The sequence below is a fragment of the Thiocapsa sp. genome, assembly GCF_018399035.1.
Lineage (GTDB): Bacteria > Pseudomonadota > Gammaproteobacteria > Chromatiales > Chromatiaceae > Thiocapsa.
Genome location: NZ_CP073760.1, coordinates 1,680,751 through 1,702,712, shown reverse-complemented (window position 1 = coordinate 1,702,712; position 21,962 = coordinate 1,680,751). Strand labels below are relative to the sequence as shown.

Sequence of the window (21,962 nt, the reverse complement as noted above, 5' to 3'; positions counted from 1 at the left end):
TTATAATTATATTAAAGGAAGAAACGTTAGATGAAAGAGACAATGTCAGCTGTCCCAGCGGTCGTTCTCGGTGGAGGCGTCAACGGCTTGGGGGTTATTCGAAGCCTTGGGCGTCACGGAATCCCCGTTACCCTAATCAATCGCAATCGTCAAGATATCGCGACGCGCTCACGATATATGACTACCTTTATAAAGGCTCCGGATGATCCTAAGGAGTTGATTGATTGCCTGTTGGATCTCGCTGCACGGTGCCATGAGCGGCAGGCCCTATTTTATACGTCTGACATTTTCCTAGAAATCGTTTCGCAGTACCGTGATCGCCTGGCCGACCATTACCGCTTTATTATTTCAGACGAGAAATCGGTCGGGATTGTATTGGGCAAGGACGCATTCGATCGTTTTACAGCCGAGCAGGGCCTTCCGGCGCCGCGTGGGGTCGAAGTAACCGCGGAGACCAGTATTTCCGAACTGGAAGACCGTTTGACATATCCCCTTGTCGTCAAGCCGCAACTGTCGTTCGAGTGGCGCGTCGCTAGGTTCGTTGATGAATTTGGCTCGGTTAAGGTCATCCGATGCGACACGCCCGACGAAATGCGGGATCTGTTACCCAGGCTACGGCAGCACACGTCTCGACTCCTCGTTCAGGAAGCAATTCTTGGGGAGGATGACGCTCACTACAGCTTCTACTCCTATCGATCGCCGCGATTCGGCGAAATTGTCTGCTTGTGCGTCAACAAGGAGCGTATTTGGCCGATCCATAACGGTGTAGGTAGTTTCGCGCGAGTGGTTACGAATGCGGAAATGTGTGAAATCGGGACCCGCTTGCTTAATACGCTCGGATGGGTTGGCGTCGCCAGCATTTGCTTCAAGGTCGAACGGCGAACCGGCCGGCCTATGATTCACGAGGTCAATGGGAGATTGCCCCAGCTTCATGGGGTCTTCCAAGCTGCAGGGGTCGATTTGCCCTATTTAATGTATCTTGATGCTTTGGATGTGCCTTTGCCAAAGATGCCGGACCGTCCCCGTTCCGTGACCTACCGTATCCTCTCCATCGATGGTCCGGCACTGTTGGCTTACCGGAGGGACGGCCAGCTCTCGAGGCTCCAAGTATTGATGAAAGCCCTGCGTGTCGACGCTACTGCTGAATTCGGTAGGGACGACTGGAAACCGGCGTTAATGGCTTTGCGAGAAGCGGTTCCGTCCTTCCTGAGAGGACTTTTGTAAGGACAGCGGTGTCTTCGCCAGCAAGACACGGATCATTCGACCGACTCGGAGAGCGCCTTCAGCAACCGGACCAGCTCCATAGTCACGACCGGGTCATTTTGGCTCGCCGAGGGCATCAAAGTGCCGGCTGCGTAGGCTTGAGGGTCGTTCAGGAACGCCACCAGATTTTCCGAGGACCACCTCTGCCCGGAAAGCGATTTCAGCGCTGCAGAGTAATTCTGGTATCCGGTTGACCCGACCGGGGCATTGTAGATCCTCGCGAGGCTGGGTGCATTAAAATTGGCGCCGGGCTCTAACGAGTGGCATTCCATGCAGGCGTAAAGCGTTTCCTCGACACTCTTGGCCGTCGTGTCGCCCTGGACGTTTGTCCTCAAGTATTGTTCGATGAACTGCGCGACAGAGCTGCCCCTAGAACGAGTCATAAATATCAGATCATGGTTGTCGGTCCAAAGCACGATGCGGCCGTCGCCATGTTGGTGGACATGGCGTAGCCGTTCGCCGATGGGAATGCGCTCTGCGAACAACACCCGACCCTCCTCGATCCGAATGCGGTAGAGGCTTGTATCGCGTAGCGTCCCCATCAGCAGATCGCCATCCCAGCTCGCGTCCACACCCTCAATCAGGGTTAAACTCGATGTCGCAACCGAGGGTAGCCACGCGAACACGGGTGGCGTAAAGCTATCGTGCCTACCAATGGATCTGGCAAGCGGCCAGGGTAGCCCGTTGTATTGGGTGCCCAGTGTCTCAGACGGCCAGCCGTAGTTCGATCCTTGCACGATTCGGTTCAACTCGTCGCCACCGCGCGGCCCGTGCTCAGCCGTCCACACCGTGCCGTCCCGGTCGACGGCGATACCTTGCACATTGCGGTTGCCCATCGAGACCTGCCGGGCATCGCCCGTGGCCAGGTCGATCGCGAACACTTTTCCGTAGTCGGCTTCGGGCCGCTGGGCTAAGACTTCTGGCGCGTAAACTCCGTCCCAATGGTAGTCTCCGCTACCAAGATAGAGCGTGGACCCACGGACGGCCATGCGTCCGCCTGCCATATGTCCCTCAATGGCTCGGAACGGCTTTTTCAGGGGTAGGCAGGGTCGCGTCCGAAAAACGATGCGCCAATCCTCGGCATTGGCGTCAACTTGATCGATCAGCTTAATCTCGCGGCCCAGCGGCAGCTGCGCCACCACCGTTTGGTAGCAGGTATTGTCCTTGTCGAAATCGGTGTAAGAAAGGAGAAGCCCGTGATCGCTGCCCGTGTCGTAATGCGAGATATCGTTGTAGCGAAAGGTTTTGAAGTTGTGCCTGTAATCTTGGTACGGTGCTTCCTTGGCAGCCACCACATAGTCCGCGAAGCCGTTGTTCGGCGCCTCTATTTGCGTCTCTCGGACCGCATCAGGACCAGTGGCGGCAAAGATCCTGCCCTCATGTGTCAGGAGCAGCACATCGGTCCCAAACGAGGTTAGGCCGCCGCCGGCACCGGTTCTCGTGACTGGAATCTTTACGCCCTCGGCACGGAAGCGCAAAAATATCGAGTCGATGTCGGCACGGTACGGGTCCGCGGCTTGTTTTGCGGACTGCCGCTGCGAGCTGCGGAACGCTCCGACGAGCCGTTTTTCAGCCTTTTCGAGCAGGCCATGCGGTGGGAATTCATGTTTCCCGACCAAAAATCCCAGGAAAACCGCTCCGGCACCTACCGCCATGGTAAACATCAACGCAAGAAACGATTTCTGCAAAGTGGGTAAGGTCATCACGGTTTTCTGGCCCTGGGGTTCCCTCGGTTTTCGACTTCCAAAGGGCAGGGGTTCATGCGACCTGTTGTTCTCCCTGCCACGTGTTGATCCAGTCTCACAGAAACTGCACCACTGAAGCGTAACCGAGGGTGGAATGCAGACGCAAGCGGACGTAGAACACCTCGATGTACGCGAAGGCGGTGGCCTTCATGGCGTGCCGGGTGGTGAAGCGCTCCCCGAAGACCCGCTCGTTCTTGAAGGTGTTGAACCAGCTCTCGGTCGGGGCATTGTCCCAGCAATTGCCCTTGCGGCTCATCGAGCAGACTATGCCGTACTGGGCCAGCTTGGCATGGAACACCTGACTCGCGTACTGGCTCCCCCGATCGGAATGGTGGTTCAGCCCCAGAGCCGGCTTGTGTCGAAACCAACCCATGGTCAGCGCGTCGCCGACCAGATCGGCCTCATGCGCGGCTACAGCGACCAGCCACCGACGTCGCAGTTGAACAGGTCCAGCGCGATGGCCTAGTACAAGCCGGCGTTCATCCGTCCACAGGTTGGCGATGTCGGCACCCCAGACCTGATTCGGAGCAGGGTGCGTCCCGTGCACGCCGGGACGGCGTTGCGCCTCCTCGCCGTAGCGACCGCTACGCCTCGTGCACTGCGCCTACAAGATCAATTCGAGCGGGGACTCGATGCGCAAACACTCCACTCGGTTGACACGCGACCCTGCCCTCGCGTAACCACCCACGGGTCCGCCTGTAACGCTTAGCCCTGCAACAGATCGCCGACACAGGGTCTTCGGCAGCTGTTCCCCCATCAGGTCTGCCAGCGCCGCAGGGTGCGGAACGGGATCGCCAGCGTTGCAGCCGAGCCCGCCGCTTGGGGGTGGACAATGCGTACAGCACAAGCTTCGAGGCGTCGCGAACGCCTCGCGCCACGGCGTCGGACAGTCCTGGGGCTTACGGGGATAGTCGGCCCGATGCAGCACGCCGCCGCGGGCGGGGCAACCGGCCTCTAGGGCGGCCTCGGCGATGTGCAGCAGCAAGGGGAAAACGTGGGGCTTTCCAGCAGGGCGTAGCACACTGATGCAGTCTTTGTCTTCGCAAACAAGATCCTCTCCCGACGGGTGCTGTTGTTCAAGCACCCCGAGGGAGGCCCTCCGATCTCCGTCATGAAAGCTGACGATCTAAGGGCGAGAACCCATCAGGGAAGGTGGCTGGGCGTAATAATCAAGCGGTTGAAGATGAATGCGGGCTCGCTTCGGCGTATAATCACGTAGGAGAACGGGAGTGCCCAGACGCAGACCCGCAACCCGATGCGTTCACCAACCATCTGCACTCTGCGTGGTAGCTACCACCATCACTTGGATTTCCGGGGCCAGCTTAGAGCAGGCCCCCGCGCGGCGCACCGAATATGCCCATGCCGATCTGCGCCGAGTCTTCGCGCACGACCTCGCCGACGTCTGTCTCGGGGTCGGTTGCGGCGATCCGGCCACGGCACCCGAAATCCCCTCATCGCTGTAATCATGGGGCTGGTCGCATGATGAAAACGGGAAACTTCAGTTACAAACAATAAGCCTTAAAAAATTTAATGAGTGATAGCATGAATAAGACTGTTTCAGGTGGAAAATCAGTTATAAAGGCACTGCTCCCCTCTTTTGTCAAGAAGAGGATGAAGGCCGCTAAGGAACGCATCAACTTTTCCGGAATGCTTAGAGACTCAGATGTTTTTTTGGTGGGCCATCCTAAATCTGGCAATACTTGGTTAGCGTTCATGCTGGCTGTCCTTGCGGAAAACGATCATGAGGAGCGGGTGAATACGTCAAATATCGGTGATTTTGTTCCAACCATCCATAATTGGGACCAGTCCATCGGCAAATACGAGGGGCTTCATTCTCCGCGCATCTTTAGAAATGAAGCTCCCAAGTATCCTGGATTATATCCTAAAACAATCTATATTGTAAGGGATCCCCGAGCTGCATTGCTTTCGTATTACCATCACTGCGTCCATGATACCCGCAGCACCGATTGGTCAATTTCGGATTTTGTTGATGAGATGCTGTCAGAGGGTTGTATAAAAAGCTTGGAACCACACCTCATTCGATGGGATCGGCAGGTGGAAAATTGGTTGAAACGTGCGGAGCGGCAACCTGTAATTTTTGTCAAATATGAGGATCTGAAAACGAATTGTAGCGGCACCCTAAAAAAATTGAGCGATTTCATCGGCTTAGATTGCAGCGACGATACGATTGAGCTGGCTCGCACGAGAGGCAGTTTTTCCAATATGCGAGCGAATGAAAAGAAATTTGGCGCGGAATCTTATCCAGGCGAAAAAGGTGCACGCGGCTTTTTTATGCGAAAGGGAAAAATAGATAGCTGGAATGAAGAGATGTCTGCGGAGGTCATTGAGAAAATAGAACGAAATTTTTTTCCAGTAATGGAAAAAATGGGATATTCACCTCATCGTGGTGATCTTCATTTGCGATAATCAAGGCTCGATCTTCATTCCAGACAGTTAGGCTAGTGCCTGAACAGGAAGGCTCTCCCGGATCTCAGGGAGCCCTAAGTCGAGCGAAATCAATTTTCTACGAAACCGGCCTCGGTAAACTTCCATTAAAACATCTTTAACTCGATGGAAAGCCGATGATCAACCGGAGCCAACTCCTACGCGTGCTCGGACTGACGGAGATCGCAATCGAGCTAGTCGACATCACGGACGCCGATGTGCCGAAAATTCATGCGCACAGCACCCGAGACAGCGGACAGTGCCAGCGCTGCGGCAGACGCATCACCGACTCGCATGGAGTCTTAGCGGTAATAGACGAGCATCATTTCTGCGCGATTTCCCACTCCTCGCGTTCGTCGCTCCATAGCTTCACCACCCGCGCTGGGGCCCCAACCGCGATTGCGCGACTCGGAAGGTTCCGAGTGACCACGCTATTGGCGCCTACGATGGTGCATGTCCCTATGGAGACCCCAGGCATGATCACTACGTTTTGCCCGATCCAACTTCCTAATCCTATTCGGATCGGTTGGGGTTTGGTCATTCCTTGATATTTATAGGGAGTACGTGCGCTCGCGTACGAGTGCATACCGTCGGAAATGTATATGTTGGACGCGAACATTACGTCGTCTTCAATGGTGATTTCTTGAAGAGCGATTACTTGTAGTCCAGATGTTGCAGTCACTCGGTCGCCAATCCGAATTAGCGGGTTGAACTCTTGTCTTATATGCCGTTCCTCGGGATGCTTCATCCATTTCCCGGGGTATGACTCTTTGGCGTTAAGGACGCAGTTCGGTCCGAGTCTTACCCCATTTCCAAGAAAAATGTGCTGAGGGTTTTCGATACGGTGAGGAAGTTGGATGGTCAAGTCTGTAGGTTTGTTACCAAAACGGGGCAGCGCCGATCCTTCGAGGTCGCTCTGAGCGCCCGCAAAAGCCTTCGCAAGACCGACGAGCAACTTTTTCCGTATCCGCCTAAAAATAACCATATTACTTGCACTCCGGAGTTGATTCCCAGCGATCGCTGACGCTATGCGAAACTGCGACCCCGTTACCCCAAAAAAATGTGTGAAGCACTCTACTGAGGGTTCAAAAAACAGGTCATGCCCGGCGAAAGCCGAATTGCGCCACTGCTATTGGCAGAAAAACGCGAGGACCTCGGTCAGCACTGACGGCATCCGATCACGGTGCGGATACGAACTCCTGAAGGTCAATTTTTTCGGGCTTGGCCCTGGTGGCGCTGAACTAGTCGATAAAGTCAGGATCTAGCTGCGCAACTCTTTCCTTAAATGTGCCGGTGCCCATGCCGATGTGCCCGGTGGTTAGGGCAAGCTGAAGACAACCTGGAGTGGCGATGGAGAGCCAGATAGCGTCCAAGGGCTGGCTATGGCAGCTGCCCTTGTCCTAAGCGATCTGGCCAGCGTTACAACTTCGGGTAACCCATACGGCTCCACTATAGGCCAATCCCCTCGTAACGGGGAAAGGCAGCCTTGTCAAGCATGCGGCGACCGTCAATTACCAGAGGTGGGTTCGCTACCCCTTGGAGGAGATCTGGCAGCGCTTTGAAGTCAGCCCACCGGGTGAGTAGTAGCACTACATCCACGTCCTCAACCGTTTCGGCGAGGGTGTCGCAGTACTGAATGGGCTGATTTTCAAAGATCTTTTTAGCTTCGTGGGTAGCCACCGGATCGAACGCTTTTACCTTGGCTGCCCCCGCCAGCAACTCCTGCACAATCGGAATGGCTGGCGATTCGCGCATGTCATCGGTGCCGGGCTTAAAGGCCAGCCCCAAGACTGCAACACGCACCGCTTCAAGGTTGGGGAAATGCTTCGCCAGCCTGCTCATCACCTGTTTATACTGCACTGCGTTCACGTCGATGACGGCGTTAAGAAGCCGCATCGGCATCCCCTTCTTTGCCCCAAAGACGTTGAGTGCTTTAACATCTTTGGGGAAGCAGCTACCGCCAAAGCCGCAGCCCGCCTCAATGTAGGTAGTGAAGGTGGGGATAATGCGCTCGCCACTGGGTAGAATCGGGGTGAGGCGCTTGTCGAGGTGTACGCCCTTGGTCACGTCCGTTACGTCTATCCCACCGACAGCGGCGCAGAGGTTACCGATCTCGTTGGCAAACGAAATCATGGTTGCCAGCAGCGAGTTGGCGGTGTACTTGATCATCTCGGCGGTTTTGCAATTGGTTTCGAGCTGGTCGATCCCCTCGAACACACTGTACATTTCCCGCAGGGTAGCCAGGCTGCGATCATCAATGCCGCCTAGCACGATGCGATCAGGATTCATGAAGTCGGGAATCGCTTCGCCTTCCTTGAGGAACTCGGGATTCATGCCCACCCCAAAGTCTGCCCCGGCCTTTTTGCCGGAAGCTTCTTCCAGAATGGGGAGGACCACTTCATCGGTAGTGCCGGGCACAACGGTGCTCTTGACCACCACCACGTGGTAGTCAGCCTTATCCTTCAGCACTTCGCCAATCTGACGGGCCACGGTCTCAATGAAGGTTAGGTCAATTTCATCGCCACGAAACGGAGTGCCCACGGCAATCAGAGAGATCTGAGAGTCCATCACCGCAGTACGCAGATCAGTGGTGGCCCGCAATCGGGTACCCACATTAGCCTTAAGCAGATCCTCTAGGCCAGCTTCGTAGATGGGCGGAATGCCCTGGTTAATTTGGTCAACCTTGGCCTGATCAATTTCTACACAAACAACATCGTGGCCCTTCTCAGCTAGGCAGGCGCCCGACACTAGGCCAACATAACCCGTTCCAACAACAGCCACTTTCATTTATGCGTCCTCCGCTTCACGATTGCCGGAATACCAGACTATGGTTCGCCTCAGTCCGTCGTCGATGGTGATGTTAGGGTTATAGCCTACGTGATCACGGGCCTTGTCGATAATGGGGCAGCGGCGGTTGGGGTTATCGATCAGATAGTCCTGGTCGCCACTGGTTCGGCGCACGACCTGTCCACGATAGTCAAAAAGGTCACGAGCTAGGCCCACGACACGCTCGGCTAGGTTTGCCATAGAGATCTCGGGGGTTTCAACGCCGACGTTATAGGATTCCCCGGGATGGCCTTTCACCAGGACTTTATAGTAGCCAACGATTGCATCGGCGATGTAGCAAAAGGTGCGGGTGGGCGAACCGTCAGACAGCAGCACGATGTCGCGTTCGTTGAAGATATCCCGAGCGAAGTCGGGAAGCACGCGGCGATCGGTAATCTTGAGGCCCGGCCCGTAGTTGTTAAACGGGCGAGCGATCTTGATTGGCAGGTCGTGCTGAAGTGCGAAGTTGACGCAGAGGGTTTCGCCGAATCGCTTCGACTCGTCATAGCAGGCCCGAGGTCCAGTACAAGACACGTTACCGCGATAGGTTTCCGGGGTGGGAATGCTCTCTGGGGTGGGGTCTCCGTAGATTTCGCTGGTCGAGTAGAACAAGAACCCTTCTACAGGATTGCCCTTCGCTTTCTGCTGTAAGCAATACTCAAGCAAAAAGCGAAGGCCGTTCACATTGGCATCCATCGTCTCGATAGGATACTTGCGATAAAACGTGGGAGACGCGATAGAAGCGGCGTGGATAATGAACTGAAAGTTACCGATGGTCTCAGGCAGGGGGTTAGTGATGTCGTGCTTGAGCAACTCCAGATTGGGGTTGCCGGAAAGATGAGTCAGCCACTCGGGTACACCACGGATGTAGTTGTCGTAGATGGTGAGGTGAATGGGCTTGGCCGCGGGGTTCGCCTTATTCCAATGCAGCACAGCCTGCACTAGATAGTAGCCCAAAAAACCTGCGCCACCGGTAATTAACAGATTTTTGCTCGACAGAGCAGAGAACTCTTCCGATAGGTGCTTGCAAATATAGTTTAGATCGGTCTGAACGACTTCTTCTGCCGTCTTCGGGGAAGCCAGACTCGGTACTTGGGCCATTACAGTTTCCTTATAAAAATTAGGAATTCTAGAGACTAGAATTCTAGAGACTAGGAATGGACTGGAAGGACATCCCACTCGGTGCCCTGTCCCAGCGACGTAGGAACATAATCATGCGGATCCAGTCTCCGTTCAGGATATTGCAAGGGAGTCCCTACACCGTCGCAGCCATCTTGGACTTGGCAAAGTAAGCATTTTGCTCGGCCCGCAGCCGGTGGGCGACGCTGTCGGCGGGTGGTTCAACATCGTCGTAGGTCAGCACCTGATCCTTGGTTACCGGTCGCTTCAGACGACACCCCTCGGCGAGACCCATCGGCAGTAGGTTGTCTTCGTTAACAATGCCAGAATTTTCGCACTGGCCATAGGTGTGGTAGCCCCCAAGCCCGTCGAGGGTTTGGCCAGCCGGGAGATCAATTTTGGCAGTGGTAATCACGTCGACCACCGGCTCACCTAAGGGGGCGATGATCACGTCGCGGAACAGGGCGATCCGGGCGGCAGACAGCGGCACCTCGAACACCGTCAGGTGATAGGGCACGTAGAAGCAATAGAGCGGGCCTTCCCCAAGCTTGCCGTAGTTGAGGTAGTGGGCCTGGATGGGCTCATTGCAGGTGGCGTAGATGAACACGCCGGGGCTAGGCTTTGGCCCGACCACGTAGTCAACGATGCCCCCCAGGGACTTGAGCCGCTCGATATCATACAGATCGAGCATATCATCGACGTGAGCGGTGGAGTGGTAGCCCAACATGCCTCGCTGGGCTACTTTCATGCCCGTCGCGTTGGCGACAATGGCTTGCTCGAAGGATATCTTGGTGCCATCGGCGAAGCTGGTCACCATGTGAGCTGTCTGCCCCCACTGCTTGGCGAAGCTCTCCTGAGTGGTGGGGTTGCGGTAGCGATCTTGCAGGCCTTTGATGTTTCCGCAGAGCAGGGGATTGAGGCCGATGCTCTTGACAAAGCGGTAGAGGTTAAGCTGCACACCAGGCTGGTCGCCGTCGCAGCCGGTGATCACAACTCCAGCCCGGTCAGCGTAAACCTTAAGAATGGGACCAACGGTGCCGTCGAGCTCGGCATTCATAAGCACCATGGGCTTTTTGTGCTCGATCGACGCCAAAGTGACTCGAGCTCCGTACTCCACATGGCCAGTCGCTTCGATCAGCACGTCAATATGCTCTGACTCGCATAGCAGCAGGGGGTCGTCGGTAACGGCGCACTGACCTTGGGTGATCGTGTCCTCAAGGTCGCCTAGGGCAGAGACGATCTTCACGTTCTCAACGCCCATTGCGTTGTAAGCCTTGACCGCCGACTCGACCGTGCGGTTGGCGATTGCCACTAAATCCATGCCCGGGGTATAATTAACGATTTGGTTGACGATACCCCGCCCCATAAAGCCCGCACCTAGCAAGCCGACTCGAACTGGTTTACCCGCTTCATGACGAGCTTTTAGGGCTTGATCGACAATAATCATCGGGAAACCTCTGCTTGGGTAGTTGGCAGGCATGGCAACAGGGGCCAGGCGGTGTCTTTGTCGGAAATGGTGGTCACAGCTTGAGGCCACTTAATGCCCAGGGTCGGATCGTCATGGCGCAGGCCTCGCTCGCAACCGGGTGTATAGTACTCGCTCACCATATAAAACGCCTCTGAGCCATCGGTCAGAGCCTGGTAGCCATGGGCAAATAGCTCAGGGATATAGAGCCCTAACCGATTGTCGGCCGATAGCTCGAGACCAAAGTGCTTTAGGTAAGTAGAGGAGTCTGGCCTCATATCCACTATGAAGTGGTAGTTGGCTCCCCTGATACACCGAAAGAACTTGGCCTCGGCAGCCGGGGGCACTTGGTAATGTAGGCCCCTCAGGGTTCCCTGGTGAAAATTCAAAGCCATATTGCATTGAACTCCAACGGCTTTGAGACCGTGGCGTTCAAACTCTTGAGTGCAATAAGCTCGAGAAAAAGAACCGCGATCGTCTTCCCGTGGATCTAATGAAATAATGAACGCTCCGCCAAGGGGTGACTCCTCAAAATGCATCTATACTCTCCAGACATAAAAGCGTGAATTTCCTCGATTGGATGCAAGCTGGATCTAAGCATTGATAACCAATGTAGGGGGTAGCGGAGGGCAATTGCATCACAAAATTAAGATATAATTCTAGACACGCCATCATTTAGCCGTCGCAATGCGCGGAGTTTTAAGTTCACGCAGCTGCGACGATGGCGATACCGGAAACCGATTCCTCCCTTGTGGGCCAGTTCAGCGTCCTTGAAGACCCGCGCGATGTGCTGTGGCTCAGGTACAGCCTGCTTGACACTGTGATCATCGCCATCGACTGCAAGATGTTGCACCACTCCGACAACCGCGCTAACGGTTTGGTGGAGTTGCACCTAGTTAGCGCGTAGGCGACGGCCAACAGGGCGATAGTCGGGCAGGTCGCCACCGGTAGAAGACTGCCGCGCGGCAAGACGCAGCCCCGAGATAACCTCGCGGTGTTGCGCCACATCCCAATGTCGCGGCTGAAGAACGTCAGCAGCAAACTCAGCATCAAGAACGAACGCCTCAAGGTCCCCGTCGGGACGAGTGATAACCGGAGAAACCCTCTTTGAGCGGCTCCGGACAGCGGGTCAGTGCTCCCCATCCGCGAATCTAAGCATTAGGCGCAGGCGATGCGATTGCCCTGGATAATAGCAACGTTAAGCACGCTCACCAAACTTTCCAGGGGGCCTTACCTGCAGCCCAGAGCTCTTCAAGCTTAGTTCTATCCCGTAGGGTATCCATCGGTTGCCAAAAACCACTGTGCCTAAATGCGGAGAGCTGATCCATACTGGCCAGCTTGGTCATCGGGCCCTGCTCCCAAACGGTATCATCGCCTTCGATCAGGTCAATCACCTGGGGCTCTACTACGAAGTAACCGCCGTTGATCCAGGCGCCGTCACCCTCGGGCTTTTCTTGAAACGACTTGATCTTCGTTTGCCCTTCGTGGAGCGCGATCGCTCCAAACCGCCCGGGAGGCTGAACCGCTGTTAGCGTCGCTAAACTGCCCTGGCTCCGGTGAAATCTAATCAGCTCCGTGATGTTGACGTCGCTGACGCCATCGCCGTAGGTTAAGCAAAATGTTTCAGAGCCTATATGTTCGCGTACTCGCTTGAGGCGGCCACCGGTCATGGTGTTTTCGCCCGTGTCGATCAGCGAAATTTTCCAAGGCTCGGCATTGCCGGAGAGGACATTCATCTGGTTGTAGCGCAGGTCAAAGGTGACATCTGACATGTGCAGAAAATAGTTGGCAAAGTACTCTTTAATAACGTAACCCTTATAGCCGCAGCAAATTATGAACTCGTCAATTCCGTGTGCGGAATAAGTTTTCATTATATGCCAGAGGATAGGTCGATTACCGACCTCTACCATGGGCTTCGGGCGAATGCTGGTTTCTTCGCTTAACCGTGTCCCTAAACCGCCGGCGAAAATCACTGTTTTCATAATGCCTCAACTAGGATCTGAATGATTAAGCTGTTAGACGTTGAAAATTTACTGGTAAAATTACTCACAGTAATGTCGGTATCTTATTAATCATTCGATATGGGGCTCTCGCTTAAAACCACGCTCACCTGTAGATCCGATGCCCAAAATATCCTCCGTCAAGCTGCTGCGCAACCTGTCTGGCGTCGACCTAAAAGACATGATCATTTTTGTGATCGTCTCAGGCTATCGAAGGCAGAGCAGAAAATTGAGCTCCAAGGTAGACTTTGACGCCATCTCCGCCCGCATACCGGCGGGGCTCTTAGTGGATCGTAGGGTGTGATACCGGCTAGGAGATTACCGTGGCGATAATGACTGGGCGGTTTCACGTCACGTCTACTTCACGATGTCGGAACCACAAAATTCATCCATTTTTCTCGGCGCCGGGTGCCGGCCGGTCGCGAGTTAACGGATAACCCACGCGATTACCGTGAACTAATATCCCTGCTTCTAATGGCAACATGCATGTGGAAGCGAATTTAGGTGCCTAGGCATGCCGGTGTGTTCTTTTTCCCGGAAAATCACTTAAATCCACCGCGTAGTAAATGGGAACTAAGGGCCTTTTAGTCCATTCGCCAGGATTCCAGAGAACGGCCGAGCAGTGCTTCCACCCTTTCCTTCTCTCCTGCATAGCGCGCACGGAGGAAAAAAAGGTCACTTTCCCTAATCGACATCTTCTTAGCCGGATCCCATTCATCTGTTGCCCAGCGAATCGGCCCCCGGTGGATCCACCGCATTAAAGGTTTCGTGTAATAGTTCAGAAGAATCCGAGACCAAGTCCAACTGGCATTCGACTCAGACTTGTCGACGGTATAAGAGAAGCTCGCATCGATTCCGAGAAAATCGCACGTTTTCTTGAGACCGAACTGGGGGTCGGCCTTGATGTCGTCTTCAAAAATGAGTACAAGCATTCGATCTTCCGGTAGATACTCCCGCCACGCCGACAGGTACTTGGAGTAGTACCCATATTCCAATATCCGGAACTTTGGAAATTGCTGAGCTGTTCGCTCAAGACCGAGCCATGGTGAGGCTCGACCGTTTTCAGCAGGATTGAGGAGAAACTGCCTCCTCATCCAATGGTGATATGCGGAGATCGCTCGGGTAACGGGGTTTCGAAGCGAGACGATCACCTTCACGTCGGGGATGGCGTCAACGATCAACTTCGGTATCGGTGCTAATTCATCATCGAACTTCAGCTCTCTTCCGGCATTGTGCCAGTAGGGTACCCGGTCGTAGAAATTCGTGGTGGCAGCATCAAGGATCACTTTGTTTCCGTCCAGGCCATCGAAATGAGAGAGATACCACGGCAGTCCCTTACGATAGAGCTCTGAGGAGCCGAAAAAGTGGTTCTCTTTGGAGGTTGGCACAGAAACTTCGGGATGCTCCGCTAGAGCATCCCAGAGCCATGTAGTACCGGCCTTCTGCGCTCCGATTATCATCGCGTTCGGCACGTTTAGCATAAGAGGACCCTCACGGATCAACAGACGCGGGAAAAAGTGATGACCACAAGGAGTCGACGGGAAGGAAGAAATAATGAACAATCAGCAACGAGGCGATAGCGACTAAGCCAAGGATTAGGGCTATCCTCGTTGTCTTGGCGCGGTGTGATCTAATGTCTTGAGCGGTCAGCATCTTCGGTATCAGCACAAGGGGCATATGCCCAGTGATGGTTTGTATCGGACGCGCGCCGTAAATTCGCTCATCTGTCGCTTCTCTAAACGCAAGAAGCCCGATGCCAGTTCCAACAGAGAGTACAAAGCCGAAGAACATGATCGCGACTCGGTCGGGGCTATGAGGCTCTGTCGGCACCGTCGGCGGATCGATCAATGAGAGCCGCTCACCACGGCTTTCGGCCTCTAGAGTTTCGGCGAGCTTCGCCTCATTCAATTTAGAGTTGATGTCGCTGTATGTCGCAACCAAAAGTTCACGATCGCGGGCGAGTTCTTGATACTCCCTTTCCACCTGTGGTCCACTGAGTATCCGCTCCTCGTATCCTTTGAGTGCCGTTGCCAACTCGGCTGCCGTCTTCCTTAGCGAATCGAGTCGAGATTCGGCTGCCGCCAGGCGAGCCTGAAGTTGAATATAGCTTGGATTGTCCGCGTCGGATACTTCAAGAGAACCGCGACCGCTGTTGCTGCGCAACAGCTGCTGTCGTGTCAATTGGGTCTCACGGGTCAATCTTTGAACCTCGGGGTGGTCCTTTGAATAACGTTCCATCAAGGTACTTAATTCGGATTGCTGTTCACCGAGCCGCCGGGCGAGATCCCGTCGATTGTCGGGTTCGCCCACGATACTGCGCAATTTGTTCATCTCGCGTTCGATTCTGATACGGTCGGGGTGGGCTGGAGAATAGCGAGATGCGATTTCGAGATACTCGGCTTCCAGCGATTTCAGTCTGTCGGAAGGACTCATCACACGCTCACCGGTCGAGGTATAGACGGCGGCGTAGGGGTCCATCAGCGCGAGCTCGGAGACGAGGTAGATGACCTGTTCCTCAAGAGCCGTGATTTCCTGGACATTCGTCCGGATCCGATCTTCCGTTCGTTGCATGAAGTCGAGATTCAGCCGCATATTCTCGGGGAGACGGTCGCCATGTTCTTCCTTAAAGCGAGCGAGGGTTGCATCGAGAGCGGAGATTTCAGCGCCGAGCCTTTGGGATTCCTGTTCTAAGAAGGTTGTGGATTCGCGCGCCGTTCGTGTCCGCTCCTCTAGGCTGATGCTGAGGTAAAGATCGGCGATTGCCTGAGCAACCTCCTGGGCTTTAGAGGCCGAACCTGAGTCATAAGAGACAGAGAAAGCGATTGTTGCGCTCGTAGCTCGGCCGCTCCGTGGATCGGCGAACTGTGCGGTTATCATTTCTCGCGTGACATCTGTTCTCATCTGCGCGACGGCAGCGCGCAAGCCGTAATCACGCCTAAGATCCGGATAGAGATCGTATTCTTCGATGAGACGTCCGAGATTCTCGGTGGTCATGACTCTCTGACTGATCACTTGGATTCGTTCGCCCGCATAGCTAGTAACGGTGGAACGGACAAGGTCTTCGGGAATATTCTGCTGTTCAATCAGTATGGTCGCTGTCGACCGATAGATTGCGGGTAGGCCGAGTGCAAGAGCCACCGAAGCGGATAAGAGAAAGAACCAGGGAAGGAGGAAATACCACTTACGGCGCCTCCAGATGCTAGAGTAGAGGTCTAAGTGCGCAGTATGTTCAGGCATGTCCGTTGAACTCAAACGTGATGATGTTTCGTTTAGACCCTTGGGTGCCGAGAAGTGACGAGACGTAATCGGCGGCGCGAAGCGGGCCCGAAAGCGGTAGGAAATACGAAAGGCGTCTTTGGTTGTTGAACTGATCCCTAGCGAGTGAAATACCGCATCGCTGGAGCGGGTTAGGGGTAAATGTTTTTAACCAGAAAAGACTGCCGTATTCCGGAATATCTATTTATGCACCGAGCCGCTCGGGATAGCTTGAGACGTTTCACTATAACCCCTGAGCCGGAGAGTCGTAGTTGGATTGGGTCGCGCGAACGGGACGCAGGATGCTGCGGCATCAAAACTGAGCAACATCGTACAGGTCGTACTTATCGCCACTGTAACGAAGTGTCAGAAAGACCGCATTTGAGGTTGCATAGCCATCGATGCTCTCCCGATCCTGAAAACGATATTGATAACCAAGCTCCAAGTTCGTGTTGCGGGTCAACTTGTAGGCCAGTTTCGGTTCAAGCCGAACGAAATCACGGTTGTTCACACTTGCTTCGCCTCCGGGTTCCCTGTTGCGATATGTGCGGACGGCTAATCTCAGGTCCAATCTAGGCTTTATCGCGTAGTCAAAACCCAGAAAAAGCGAAGTGGTATCCAAAAGTGTACCACGGCCAGTGGGGATCAGACCTTGATCTGCGTTTAAGACGAGCTTGCCGTTATCGAATTCCTTCGCGACCCGGAGTTGGAACTGGAACCCTGTTGTGTTGCTGTTCTCCGTCCCGTCGTCGGATGCGAGACCTGTTGACTCTGAGGACTGCGTACCTGCATAACCGCGGACAGACAGTGTAGGCGAAGCTTCGTATTCGGCACCGGCGGTGATGCCGTAGGTGTTTGACGAACGTTCCACGCTTTCCGCCTCGTACCGGTCGTATGACAGGCTGGACACGAGATTGAGCCGTTCAGTCAATCGGTACCGGATTCCAGCTTCGGCGGTGCCGAACGTGAAATTAAATAACGGAATGTTCTCCACATCCTCGTAAGTAACCGCCTCGTAGCTCAGGATGGCGCTGATGTCGGTTCTTTGGGTCAGGCTGTATCGGAGAGAAGGCTGAAGAAAAGCACGGGTTCGGCGCTTGTTGACCTGGACAAGACCTGAGGTCTGTTCTTCGCTCGTTTCGGTGGAGTCATAGTTCAATCGTCCGTTGAGGCCAAGGCGAATGCGCTCAAGCTGCTGAAAAGATTTGAAGTAGAGTGCACCATTGGTCCTGTCGAAGTCAGGCACGTCGGAGAACCAGCGGCTGTTCACTTCCGCCTTTACGGCGACGTCTGAGGTCTCGGTAGCCCTGCCCGCAGCGACCCCCGCAATTGCTGTTGCGCCGAACGAGTTTTCGGGATTGGTGTTGGAAAGACGAACGTTCGTGTCGTAGAACGTATTCAACGATGCAGTTGGAGAGAGGTACCACTGATCGGAAAGCGTGACGTTGGAAAACAACAAACATGCTGAGCAGACGATGCTACGTACGAGTGACATCGGGTATTCCGTTTGGCGCGTGCGAAGGACCCAAATCATACCCGTCGTCGCTCGTCGGCGGAACGGACATCAGGGAACGAGAACAACATCACCTGCCTTCAGAGTGACGTTCTGGGCGAGGGAACCGCCCTTCTTTACCTGGCGGTAGTCGAAAGGTATCGTTTGTTGCTTATCCCCTTCTTTCCGAAGAATCCGAATATCCCTCTCCTTAGCAAATGGCGTTAGCCCGCCGGCCATTGCCAGTGCCTGCACAACGGTCACGTCCCGTGCAACGATGGGGAAATCTCCCGGTTTGTTGACTTGCCCGATGACGTAGATCCTGTTCCCTGGAATTTCTTGGAGAGTTACGGTCACCACGGGGTCCGGGATAAACTTTGCCAGTCTCTTCTTCAGCGCATCAGACAGTTCCTGAACAGTAAGTCCTTCGGTCTTGATGTCGCCAGCAAGTGGAAAGGAGATACCTCCGTCGGGCCGCACGAGGACAAGTTGCTCAAGGCCAGGCTCTTGCCAGACGGATACGGCAACGACGTCGCCCGGAGTTAGCCTGTAACCGTCGGTGGCGAAAGCGTTCGTGGGAAGTATGCAAAGAATGCAGAGCATAACGACCATTCGTAAGGATGGTCGTGCTACTGCCGAATAGAAATATTTCATGGAACCTCGCTCTGGAGTCGGGGAGCCCGTTACAAACCCCCGGAGATCAGAAATGGTCATGCTCTTTGGCCTTGAAGTGAATTTGGCTTTGTCGTTACGCAGTAAGGTGGCAACTCTCCCTGGAAAATGCGGCACCAACTGGTTCAAGTGACAAGCATGCCTCGCAAGCACGAACGACTCATTTGGAGATTTCCGACCGGAGGGGGTGCGCATCGCCGGGCGGCGATGCATTCCGACAAGGTTTTCTGACTCGTTGGTCTTGGATTTCACTTCGTCCATGTAGATTAGAGACCGTTGACGCCTGAGCCCAGTTTAACCGTGCGGCTAGTTTGGGGCAACAATTCCCCGAATCCTAGGCGGGTGAACCGTAACGCGCAAGGCTTTGTCTGGGGGTCGGGAAACTAGTGTTAGGACAAGCGCGGAAAGGGGAGGGTCGATTCGGTGTCGGAGGTCTTGGCGGAGGAGTAGTTGTCTATTTGGAAACAGGGGGTTACCGCCAGGACGCTGTAAATATTCGGTCTACCCCTACCCATCAGAATCAACGGGTAAGCACTTCGCGGAAGCGTCGGTCCAGCGGGTAAATCCATATGTCCTTGATGGGTTCGCTTTGTTTTCCGGCTTGGCCGAGTTTTCCGCGGCCTTTGGTTTGTCCCAAGCAGGTCCAGTTGGCGGCCTTGTAGCAGGTGCCGCGAAAGCGCGGTGTCTCCACGAAGGTCTCCAGCAGCAGCGGGCGGTAGCCGTAGACCGCCAGCCAATCCTCGGGCAGGATCCTGGCCGCCTGCGCCAAGAGCATGGAGGCGAGGTTTTGGAGTGGACCCAGGGTAGGATCAAGAAGCGGGCATTGTTGACGACCCGATGGAGATGGCGCTCACGTTGTGCATGACTCCAGCCGATGTCGCGATCGCGCGGAGCGCACATCCAAGCTGCGGCACCGAAGCCGAGCGCGGCGACGGGCTGCTCGGCGGCGTAGACCAGATAGCGCAGCTGCGCCCCCGGCAAGAGGGTATGACCGAGGTAGTGGTAGCGCTCGATGAGTTCGTTCCACAGCCGTGATTGGGCTTTGTGCTGCACGCGCGACCAGGTCAGTGGTTTGAGCGCGGCGGCCGGTTGCTCGAGGCGCGGTTGCGGATCGCTGAGCGCGCTGAGGCGCACGCGCGCATCGGGCCGGCGGTTGCGCGGCGGCGGCAGCGTGATGAGCCCGTCGTTGTGCATCCGCAGCATGGCCACCTGGGCGGACATGTCCTTCAAACCGCCGTTGGCGGTGTGCCAGGCGAGCGCTTGGCAGGTCAAGCGCGACAGCGCTGCGCGGCTGCGGGGCGGGTCCTCGGCGATGAGTGCGCGGATCAGCGCGATCTCCTCGGCCTGGAAGTCGCGCCCGCAGTAGCGATGACTCATGAGCTGTCGATGCCGGTCGGCGGCGCGGCGGGTCGGCACAGTTCGGCACGACGCGCGGCATCCATCGACCAAGGCAGGAACTCCGCCAGCACGCTCGGAGCTTGTCCGCCGGCATCGGCGCAGGCGTTGAGATAAGCGGTCAGCCAGGCACGCGGATTAATCCCCCACAGCGCCAGGGTCTGCAGGATGGAGAACAGCGTCGCGGCGAGCTGCGCGCTCCACAGGCTACCCGAGCCGTAATAGTTCTTGCGCCCGATGACCGGCGTGCGGATCGTCTCCTCGGCACGGTTATTATCCATCGGCACCTCGGGATGCGCGACAAAGACCGTCAGCCCCGACCAATGGTGAAGCAGACTGGTGAGCACCCGCTTGCACCGGGCGCGGGCGACCTTCGGCAGGGTCGCGTCGGTGTCGTCCTGCGCCAACAGCCGTTCGGCCTCGGCGTGCAGGTCCGCCAGCGCCGCCTGCAAGGCCGCCTGCGCGTGCTCGAACGCCGCGCCTTGCTGCGCCAAGGGGCGATCGGGATCCCAGTGCGCCAGACGCTGTTGGTTGAGATGGTAGAGCATGCCGATACGCGCTTTGAAGTCCAGCGCCCAAGGTTCCAACGCGGGCAGCGCGCGCCCCGCCTCCAGGAAGTCGCGGCGCACGTGCGCCCAGCAGAACGCCAGCAAGATGTTCTCGGCCAGGCGCGCGAGCTTTTGTAGGCGCTGTAGCGATCGCAGACGATGATGGCGCGCTCGCCCTGCAAGCCGGCGAAATGCGCGCCGGGCACCGCCGCGCTGCGGCTCGGATCGATGCAGTAGAACACCACCGAGGCCGAGCGCGTCAGCCACAGATACCAACGCGTTCCGACCTTGCCCTCCAGATCGACGAAGACCTCCCAGCGGGTCTCGTCATTGTTGAATAGCGTCTCGCTCATCTGCTTGCAGTACAGCGCCTCGAGCACCGGCTCGAACAACCCGGTGAGACGCTGCAGGCCACCGGCGAGCGTGCCGGGGGAGACCGGCAAGCCTTGATCGGCGAGGTCTTGGAGCAACCGGTTGCTCGGTTGGCCGTAGCGATATTTGCCCAGCAGCATCTCGACCCAAAAGCTCACGCCGAAGGGGCTGCGTGCGATCAGGCGCGCCGGCGGCGGTGCGCTGATCACGGCCGGGGTGTTCTCACAGCAGCAACCGGGATCGCGGGTGTAGGCACACCGGGTGATGCGCCGCGTATAGGCGCGCACCTGCACCTCGATCACCGTGCTTTGCTCGTCCAGCGCCGGCGTGCGCCGATAAGGCAAACCGCAGTGCGGACACGCGCTCTGCCCATCGGCCGGAGCATGCTGTTCGGCAACCACGGGCAGCGTCGGGCGTGGGGTCCGGCCATGCCCCGCACGGCCCGGCTGCTGGCCGCGCTTGCGCTGGGGCGCGTCGTCGCCGTCGCCCCGCTCCTTCTCCGAGGGCAGCGGACCGTGCTTCTCGCTCTTCTTGCCGAACAGCCGCTGCCTCAGGTCTTTGATGGTGGCCTCTTTGCGCGCCACCTCCTGCGTCAACGCCTCGACCTGGGCTTTCGCGCGGGCATGCTGCGCTTCCCAGTAGTTGGCCCGCGCACGCAGGTCAATGTGCTCCTGTTTGCTGATCGTGACCCATTCCCGAGCGAAACGCGACCCCTTGCCGCCAGCCGTGCCGAGGCATGGATGCGGTCGCTCCGCAGATGGATCGAGACGTGTCGTGCCTTCCATGGCACACGTTGTACGTGATTTCTACGTCTGTGTCCCGTACTTTCTCTGCGTCCCGGAAGGCGTGACCGAATGTTTACAGGACGCTACCACCTCGATCCAGAACGGGCCCCTACTCTGCGGATCTGTCTGATGTGTCGAGAGGCACCGCCTCGACATCGATCAGCATCATGCGGTGCGACAGCGGGTCGCGGGTGAGCGTAATGCGCTCCCGGATGCGTTCCGACGTTTCCAACGTTATCTCAACAGTTGCTTGAACGTAGTCGGCTTGAACCACGGGTGAAGCGATAAGCGAAAATTTGGCGCCTTTGTATGTCTTGACGATGTTGGCGCGATAAGCCGGATGGTTCAGATGATCTCCGAACTTAGACCGAAGCGGCTCCCCGGAAATGTCGCGAAGTTTTGATGCGCTGCCCGATCTGATCGCGGAAAAGTATTCCCGTAGGACGAGTTCGGCTTCTACCTCAGCCGTCTGCATCGCGACGGAATCCGACGCACATGCGGTCTGAGTGCCATGGCTTGCGACACCCAAAATGACGCAGGCGAGAGTCAGCGGCGAGAGCAGGCGCACCCGATTCTTCAT

Annotated in this window: 18 protein-coding genes and 2 pseudogenes; 4 read left to right on the top strand and 16 right to left on the bottom strand. The window is 56.1% G+C overall.

Translation table 11 applies throughout. The annotated features are described in order from the left end of the window. The first annotated feature begins 30 nt into the window (after positions 1-30). On the top strand, positions 31-1,224 hold the full coding sequence (locus KFB96_RS07770) for a hypothetical protein (RefSeq protein ID WP_213462575.1): 1,194 nt from the start codon (positions 31-33) through the stop codon (positions 1,222-1,224). Positions 1,225-1,256: 32 nt separating this feature from the next. Here KFB96_RS07770 and KFB96_RS07765 read toward each other — a convergent pair whose 3' ends face one another. Together KFB96_RS07765 and KFB96_RS07760 are read right to left on the bottom strand one after the other, a co-directional pair. Then, positions 1,257-2,966 (bottom strand): PQQ-dependent sugar dehydrogenase, encoded by a 1,710-nt coding sequence (locus KFB96_RS07765; RefSeq protein WP_213462577.1) that lies wholly within the window; start codon positions 2,964-2,966, stop codon positions 1,257-1,259. 97 nt (positions 2,967-3,063) lie between these two features. Then, positions 3,064-3,555 carry a DDE-type integrase/transposase/recombinase gene (locus KFB96_RS07760; protein ID WP_213462578.1) on the bottom strand — a complete coding sequence of 164 codons (492 nt, stop codon included), beginning with the start codon at positions 3,553-3,555 and terminating at the stop codon, positions 3,064-3,066. Positions 3,556-4,237: 682 nt separating this feature from the next. On the opposite strand from KFB96_RS07760, the gene KFB96_RS07755 reads away from it, so the two are divergent. Beyond that, entirely contained in the window at positions 4,238-4,471 is a 234-nt protein-coding gene (locus KFB96_RS07755) for a hypothetical protein (RefSeq protein WP_213501875.1), read from the top strand. 79 nt (positions 4,472-4,550) lie between these two features. Next, positions 4,551-5,435 (top strand): sulfotransferase domain-containing protein, encoded by an 885-nt coding sequence (locus KFB96_RS07750; protein ID WP_213462580.1) that lies wholly within the window; start codon positions 4,551-4,553, stop codon positions 5,433-5,435. A 340-nt stretch (positions 5,436-5,775) separates the two neighbouring features. Here KFB96_RS07750 and KFB96_RS27485 read toward each other — a convergent pair whose 3' ends face one another. The 11 genes and pseudogenes from KFB96_RS27485 to KFB96_RS07695 form a co-directional block, all read right to left on the bottom strand. Then, the gene (locus KFB96_RS27485) at positions 5,776-5,994 is read right to left on the bottom strand and encodes a hypothetical protein (protein WP_367115075.1); all 219 of its coding nucleotides are present in this window, start codon (positions 5,992-5,994) and stop codon (positions 5,776-5,778) included. A gap of 908 nt (positions 5,995-6,902) precedes the next feature. Beyond that, positions 6,903-8,240, bottom strand: coding sequence for a UDP-glucose/GDP-mannose dehydrogenase family protein (locus tag KFB96_RS07740; protein WP_213462584.1), 1,338 nt, complete (start codon positions 8,238-8,240; stop codon positions 6,903-6,905). After that, positions 8,241-9,380 (bottom strand): NAD-dependent epimerase/dehydratase family protein, encoded by a 1,140-nt coding sequence (locus KFB96_RS07735; RefSeq protein ID WP_213462586.1) that lies wholly within the window; start codon positions 9,378-9,380, stop codon positions 8,241-8,243. Between the two features lie 154 nt (positions 9,381-9,534). Then, positions 9,535-10,845 carry a hypothetical protein gene (locus KFB96_RS07730; protein ID WP_213462588.1) on the bottom strand — a complete coding sequence of 437 codons (1,311 nt, stop codon included), beginning with the start codon at positions 10,843-10,845 and terminating at the stop codon, positions 9,535-9,537. Beyond that, the gene (locus KFB96_RS07725; RefSeq protein ID WP_213462590.1) at positions 10,842-11,402 is read right to left on the bottom strand and encodes a dTDP-4-dehydrorhamnose 3,5-epimerase family protein; all 561 of its coding nucleotides are present in this window, start codon (positions 11,400-11,402) and stop codon (positions 10,842-10,844) included. Before KFB96_RS07725 ends, KFB96_RS07730 begins: the two co-directional genes overlap by 4 nt. Before the next feature lie 669 nt (positions 11,403-12,071). Continuing rightward, positions 12,072-12,845: a glucose-1-phosphate cytidylyltransferase gene (gene rfbF, locus KFB96_RS07720; RefSeq protein ID WP_213462592.1), complete on the bottom strand. Its 774-nt coding sequence runs from the start codon at positions 12,843-12,845 to the stop codon at positions 12,072-12,074. Positions 12,846-13,447: 602 nt separating this feature from the next. Continuing rightward, the gene (locus KFB96_RS07715; protein ID WP_213462593.1) at positions 13,448-14,344 is read right to left on the bottom strand and encodes a sulfotransferase domain-containing protein; all 897 of its coding nucleotides are present in this window, start codon (positions 14,342-14,344) and stop codon (positions 13,448-13,450) included. Between the two features lie 10 nt (positions 14,345-14,354). Beyond that, entirely contained in the window at positions 14,355-15,857 is a 1,503-nt protein-coding gene (locus KFB96_RS07710; protein ID WP_213465860.1) for a lipopolysaccharide biosynthesis protein, read from the bottom strand. 574 nt (positions 15,858-16,431) lie between these two features. Further along, a complete protein-coding gene (locus KFB96_RS07705; RefSeq protein ID WP_213462597.1) occupies positions 16,432-17,613 on the bottom strand; it encodes a hypothetical protein in 1,182 nt (393 codons plus the stop codon). Positions 17,614-17,682: 69 nt separating this feature from the next. Continuing rightward, complete coding sequence (locus KFB96_RS07700) at positions 17,683-18,264, bottom strand: polysaccharide biosynthesis/export family protein (protein WP_213462599.1); 582 nt, start codon at positions 18,262-18,264, stop codon at positions 17,683-17,685. Positions 18,265-18,802: 538 nt separating this feature from the next. After that, positions 18,803-19,476, bottom strand: a pseudogene (locus tag KFB96_RS07695) (DUF4338 domain-containing protein). Here KFB96_RS07695 and KFB96_RS26540 point away from each other — a divergent pair. Continuing rightward, positions 19,457-19,648, top strand: a complete 192-nt coding sequence (locus tag KFB96_RS26540) for a hypothetical protein (protein ID WP_300971808.1) — start codon at positions 19,457-19,459, stop codon at positions 19,646-19,648. The pseudogene KFB96_RS07695 and the gene KFB96_RS26540 overlap by 20 nt on opposite strands. Before the next feature lie 7 nt (positions 19,649-19,655). On the opposite strand, the gene KFB96_RS27480 is transcribed toward KFB96_RS26540, so the two are convergent. From KFB96_RS27480 to KFB96_RS07680, 3 genes and pseudogenes are all read right to left on the bottom strand, one after another. Continuing rightward, positions 19,656-20,306, bottom strand: coding sequence for a transposase (locus KFB96_RS27480; RefSeq protein WP_367115036.1), 651 nt, complete (start codon positions 20,304-20,306; stop codon positions 19,656-19,658). A gap of 68 nt (positions 20,307-20,374) precedes the next feature. Next, positions 20,375-21,382: pseudogene (locus tag KFB96_RS27475) on the bottom strand (transposase); the annotation flags it as partial. Between the two features lie 109 nt (positions 21,383-21,491). Next, complete coding sequence (locus tag KFB96_RS07680) at positions 21,492-21,962, bottom strand: hypothetical protein (protein ID WP_213462603.1); 471 nt, start codon at positions 21,960-21,962, stop codon at positions 21,492-21,494.

Bases quoted from the DNA above. Each gene is read 5' to 3' on its own strand.
- KFB96_RS07735 (WP_213462586.1), bottom strand. From the start codon at position 9,380: ATGGCCCAAGTACCGAGTCTGGCTTCCCCGAAGACGGCAGAAGAAGTC.
- KFB96_RS27485 (WP_367115075.1), bottom strand. From the start codon at position 5,994: ATGACCAAACCCCAACCGATCCGAATAGGATTAGGAAGTTGGATCGGG.
- KFB96_RS07750 (WP_213462580.1), top strand. From the start codon at position 4,551: ATGAATAAGACTGTTTCAGGTGGAAAATCAGTTATAAAGGCACTGCTC.
- KFB96_RS07680 (WP_213462603.1), bottom strand. From the start codon at position 21,962: ATGAAGAATCGGGTGCGCCTGCTCTCGCCGCTGACTCTCGCCTGCGTC.
- KFB96_RS07740 (WP_213462584.1), bottom strand. From the start codon at position 8,240: ATGAAAGTGGCTGTTGTTGGAACGGGTTATGTTGGCCTAGTGTCGGGC.
- KFB96_RS07710 (WP_213465860.1), bottom strand. From the start codon at position 15,857: ATGACCACCGAGAATCTCGGACGTCTCATCGAAGAATACGATCTCTAT.
- KFB96_RS07730 (WP_213462588.1), bottom strand. From the start codon at position 10,845: ATGATTATTGTCGATCAAGCCCTAAAAGCTCGTCATGAAGCGGGTAAA.
- KFB96_RS07700 (WP_213462599.1), bottom strand. From the start codon at position 18,264: ATGAAATATTTCTATTCGGCAGTAGCACGACCATCCTTACGAATGGTC.
- KFB96_RS07725 (WP_213462590.1), bottom strand. From the start codon at position 11,402: ATGCATTTTGAGGAGTCACCCCTTGGCGGAGCGTTCATTATTTCATTA.
- KFB96_RS07705 (WP_213462597.1), bottom strand. From the start codon at position 17,613: ATGTCACTCGTACGTAGCATCGTCTGCTCAGCATGTTTGTTGTTTTCC.
- KFB96_RS26540 (WP_300971808.1), top strand. From the start codon at position 19,457: ATGAGCCCGTCGTTGTGCATCCGCAGCATGGCCACCTGGGCGGACATG.
- KFB96_RS07770 (WP_213462575.1), top strand. From the start codon at position 31: ATGAAAGAGACAATGTCAGCTGTCCCAGCGGTCGTTCTCGGTGGAGGC.
- KFB96_RS07765 (WP_213462577.1), bottom strand. From the start codon at position 2,966: ATGACCTTACCCACTTTGCAGAAATCGTTTCTTGCGTTGATGTTTACC.
- KFB96_RS07715 (WP_213462593.1), bottom strand. From the start codon at position 14,344: ATGCTAAACGTGCCGAACGCGATGATAATCGGAGCGCAGAAGGCCGGT.
- rfbF (WP_213462592.1), bottom strand. From the start codon at position 12,845: ATGAAAACAGTGATTTTCGCCGGCGGTTTAGGGACACGGTTAAGCGAA.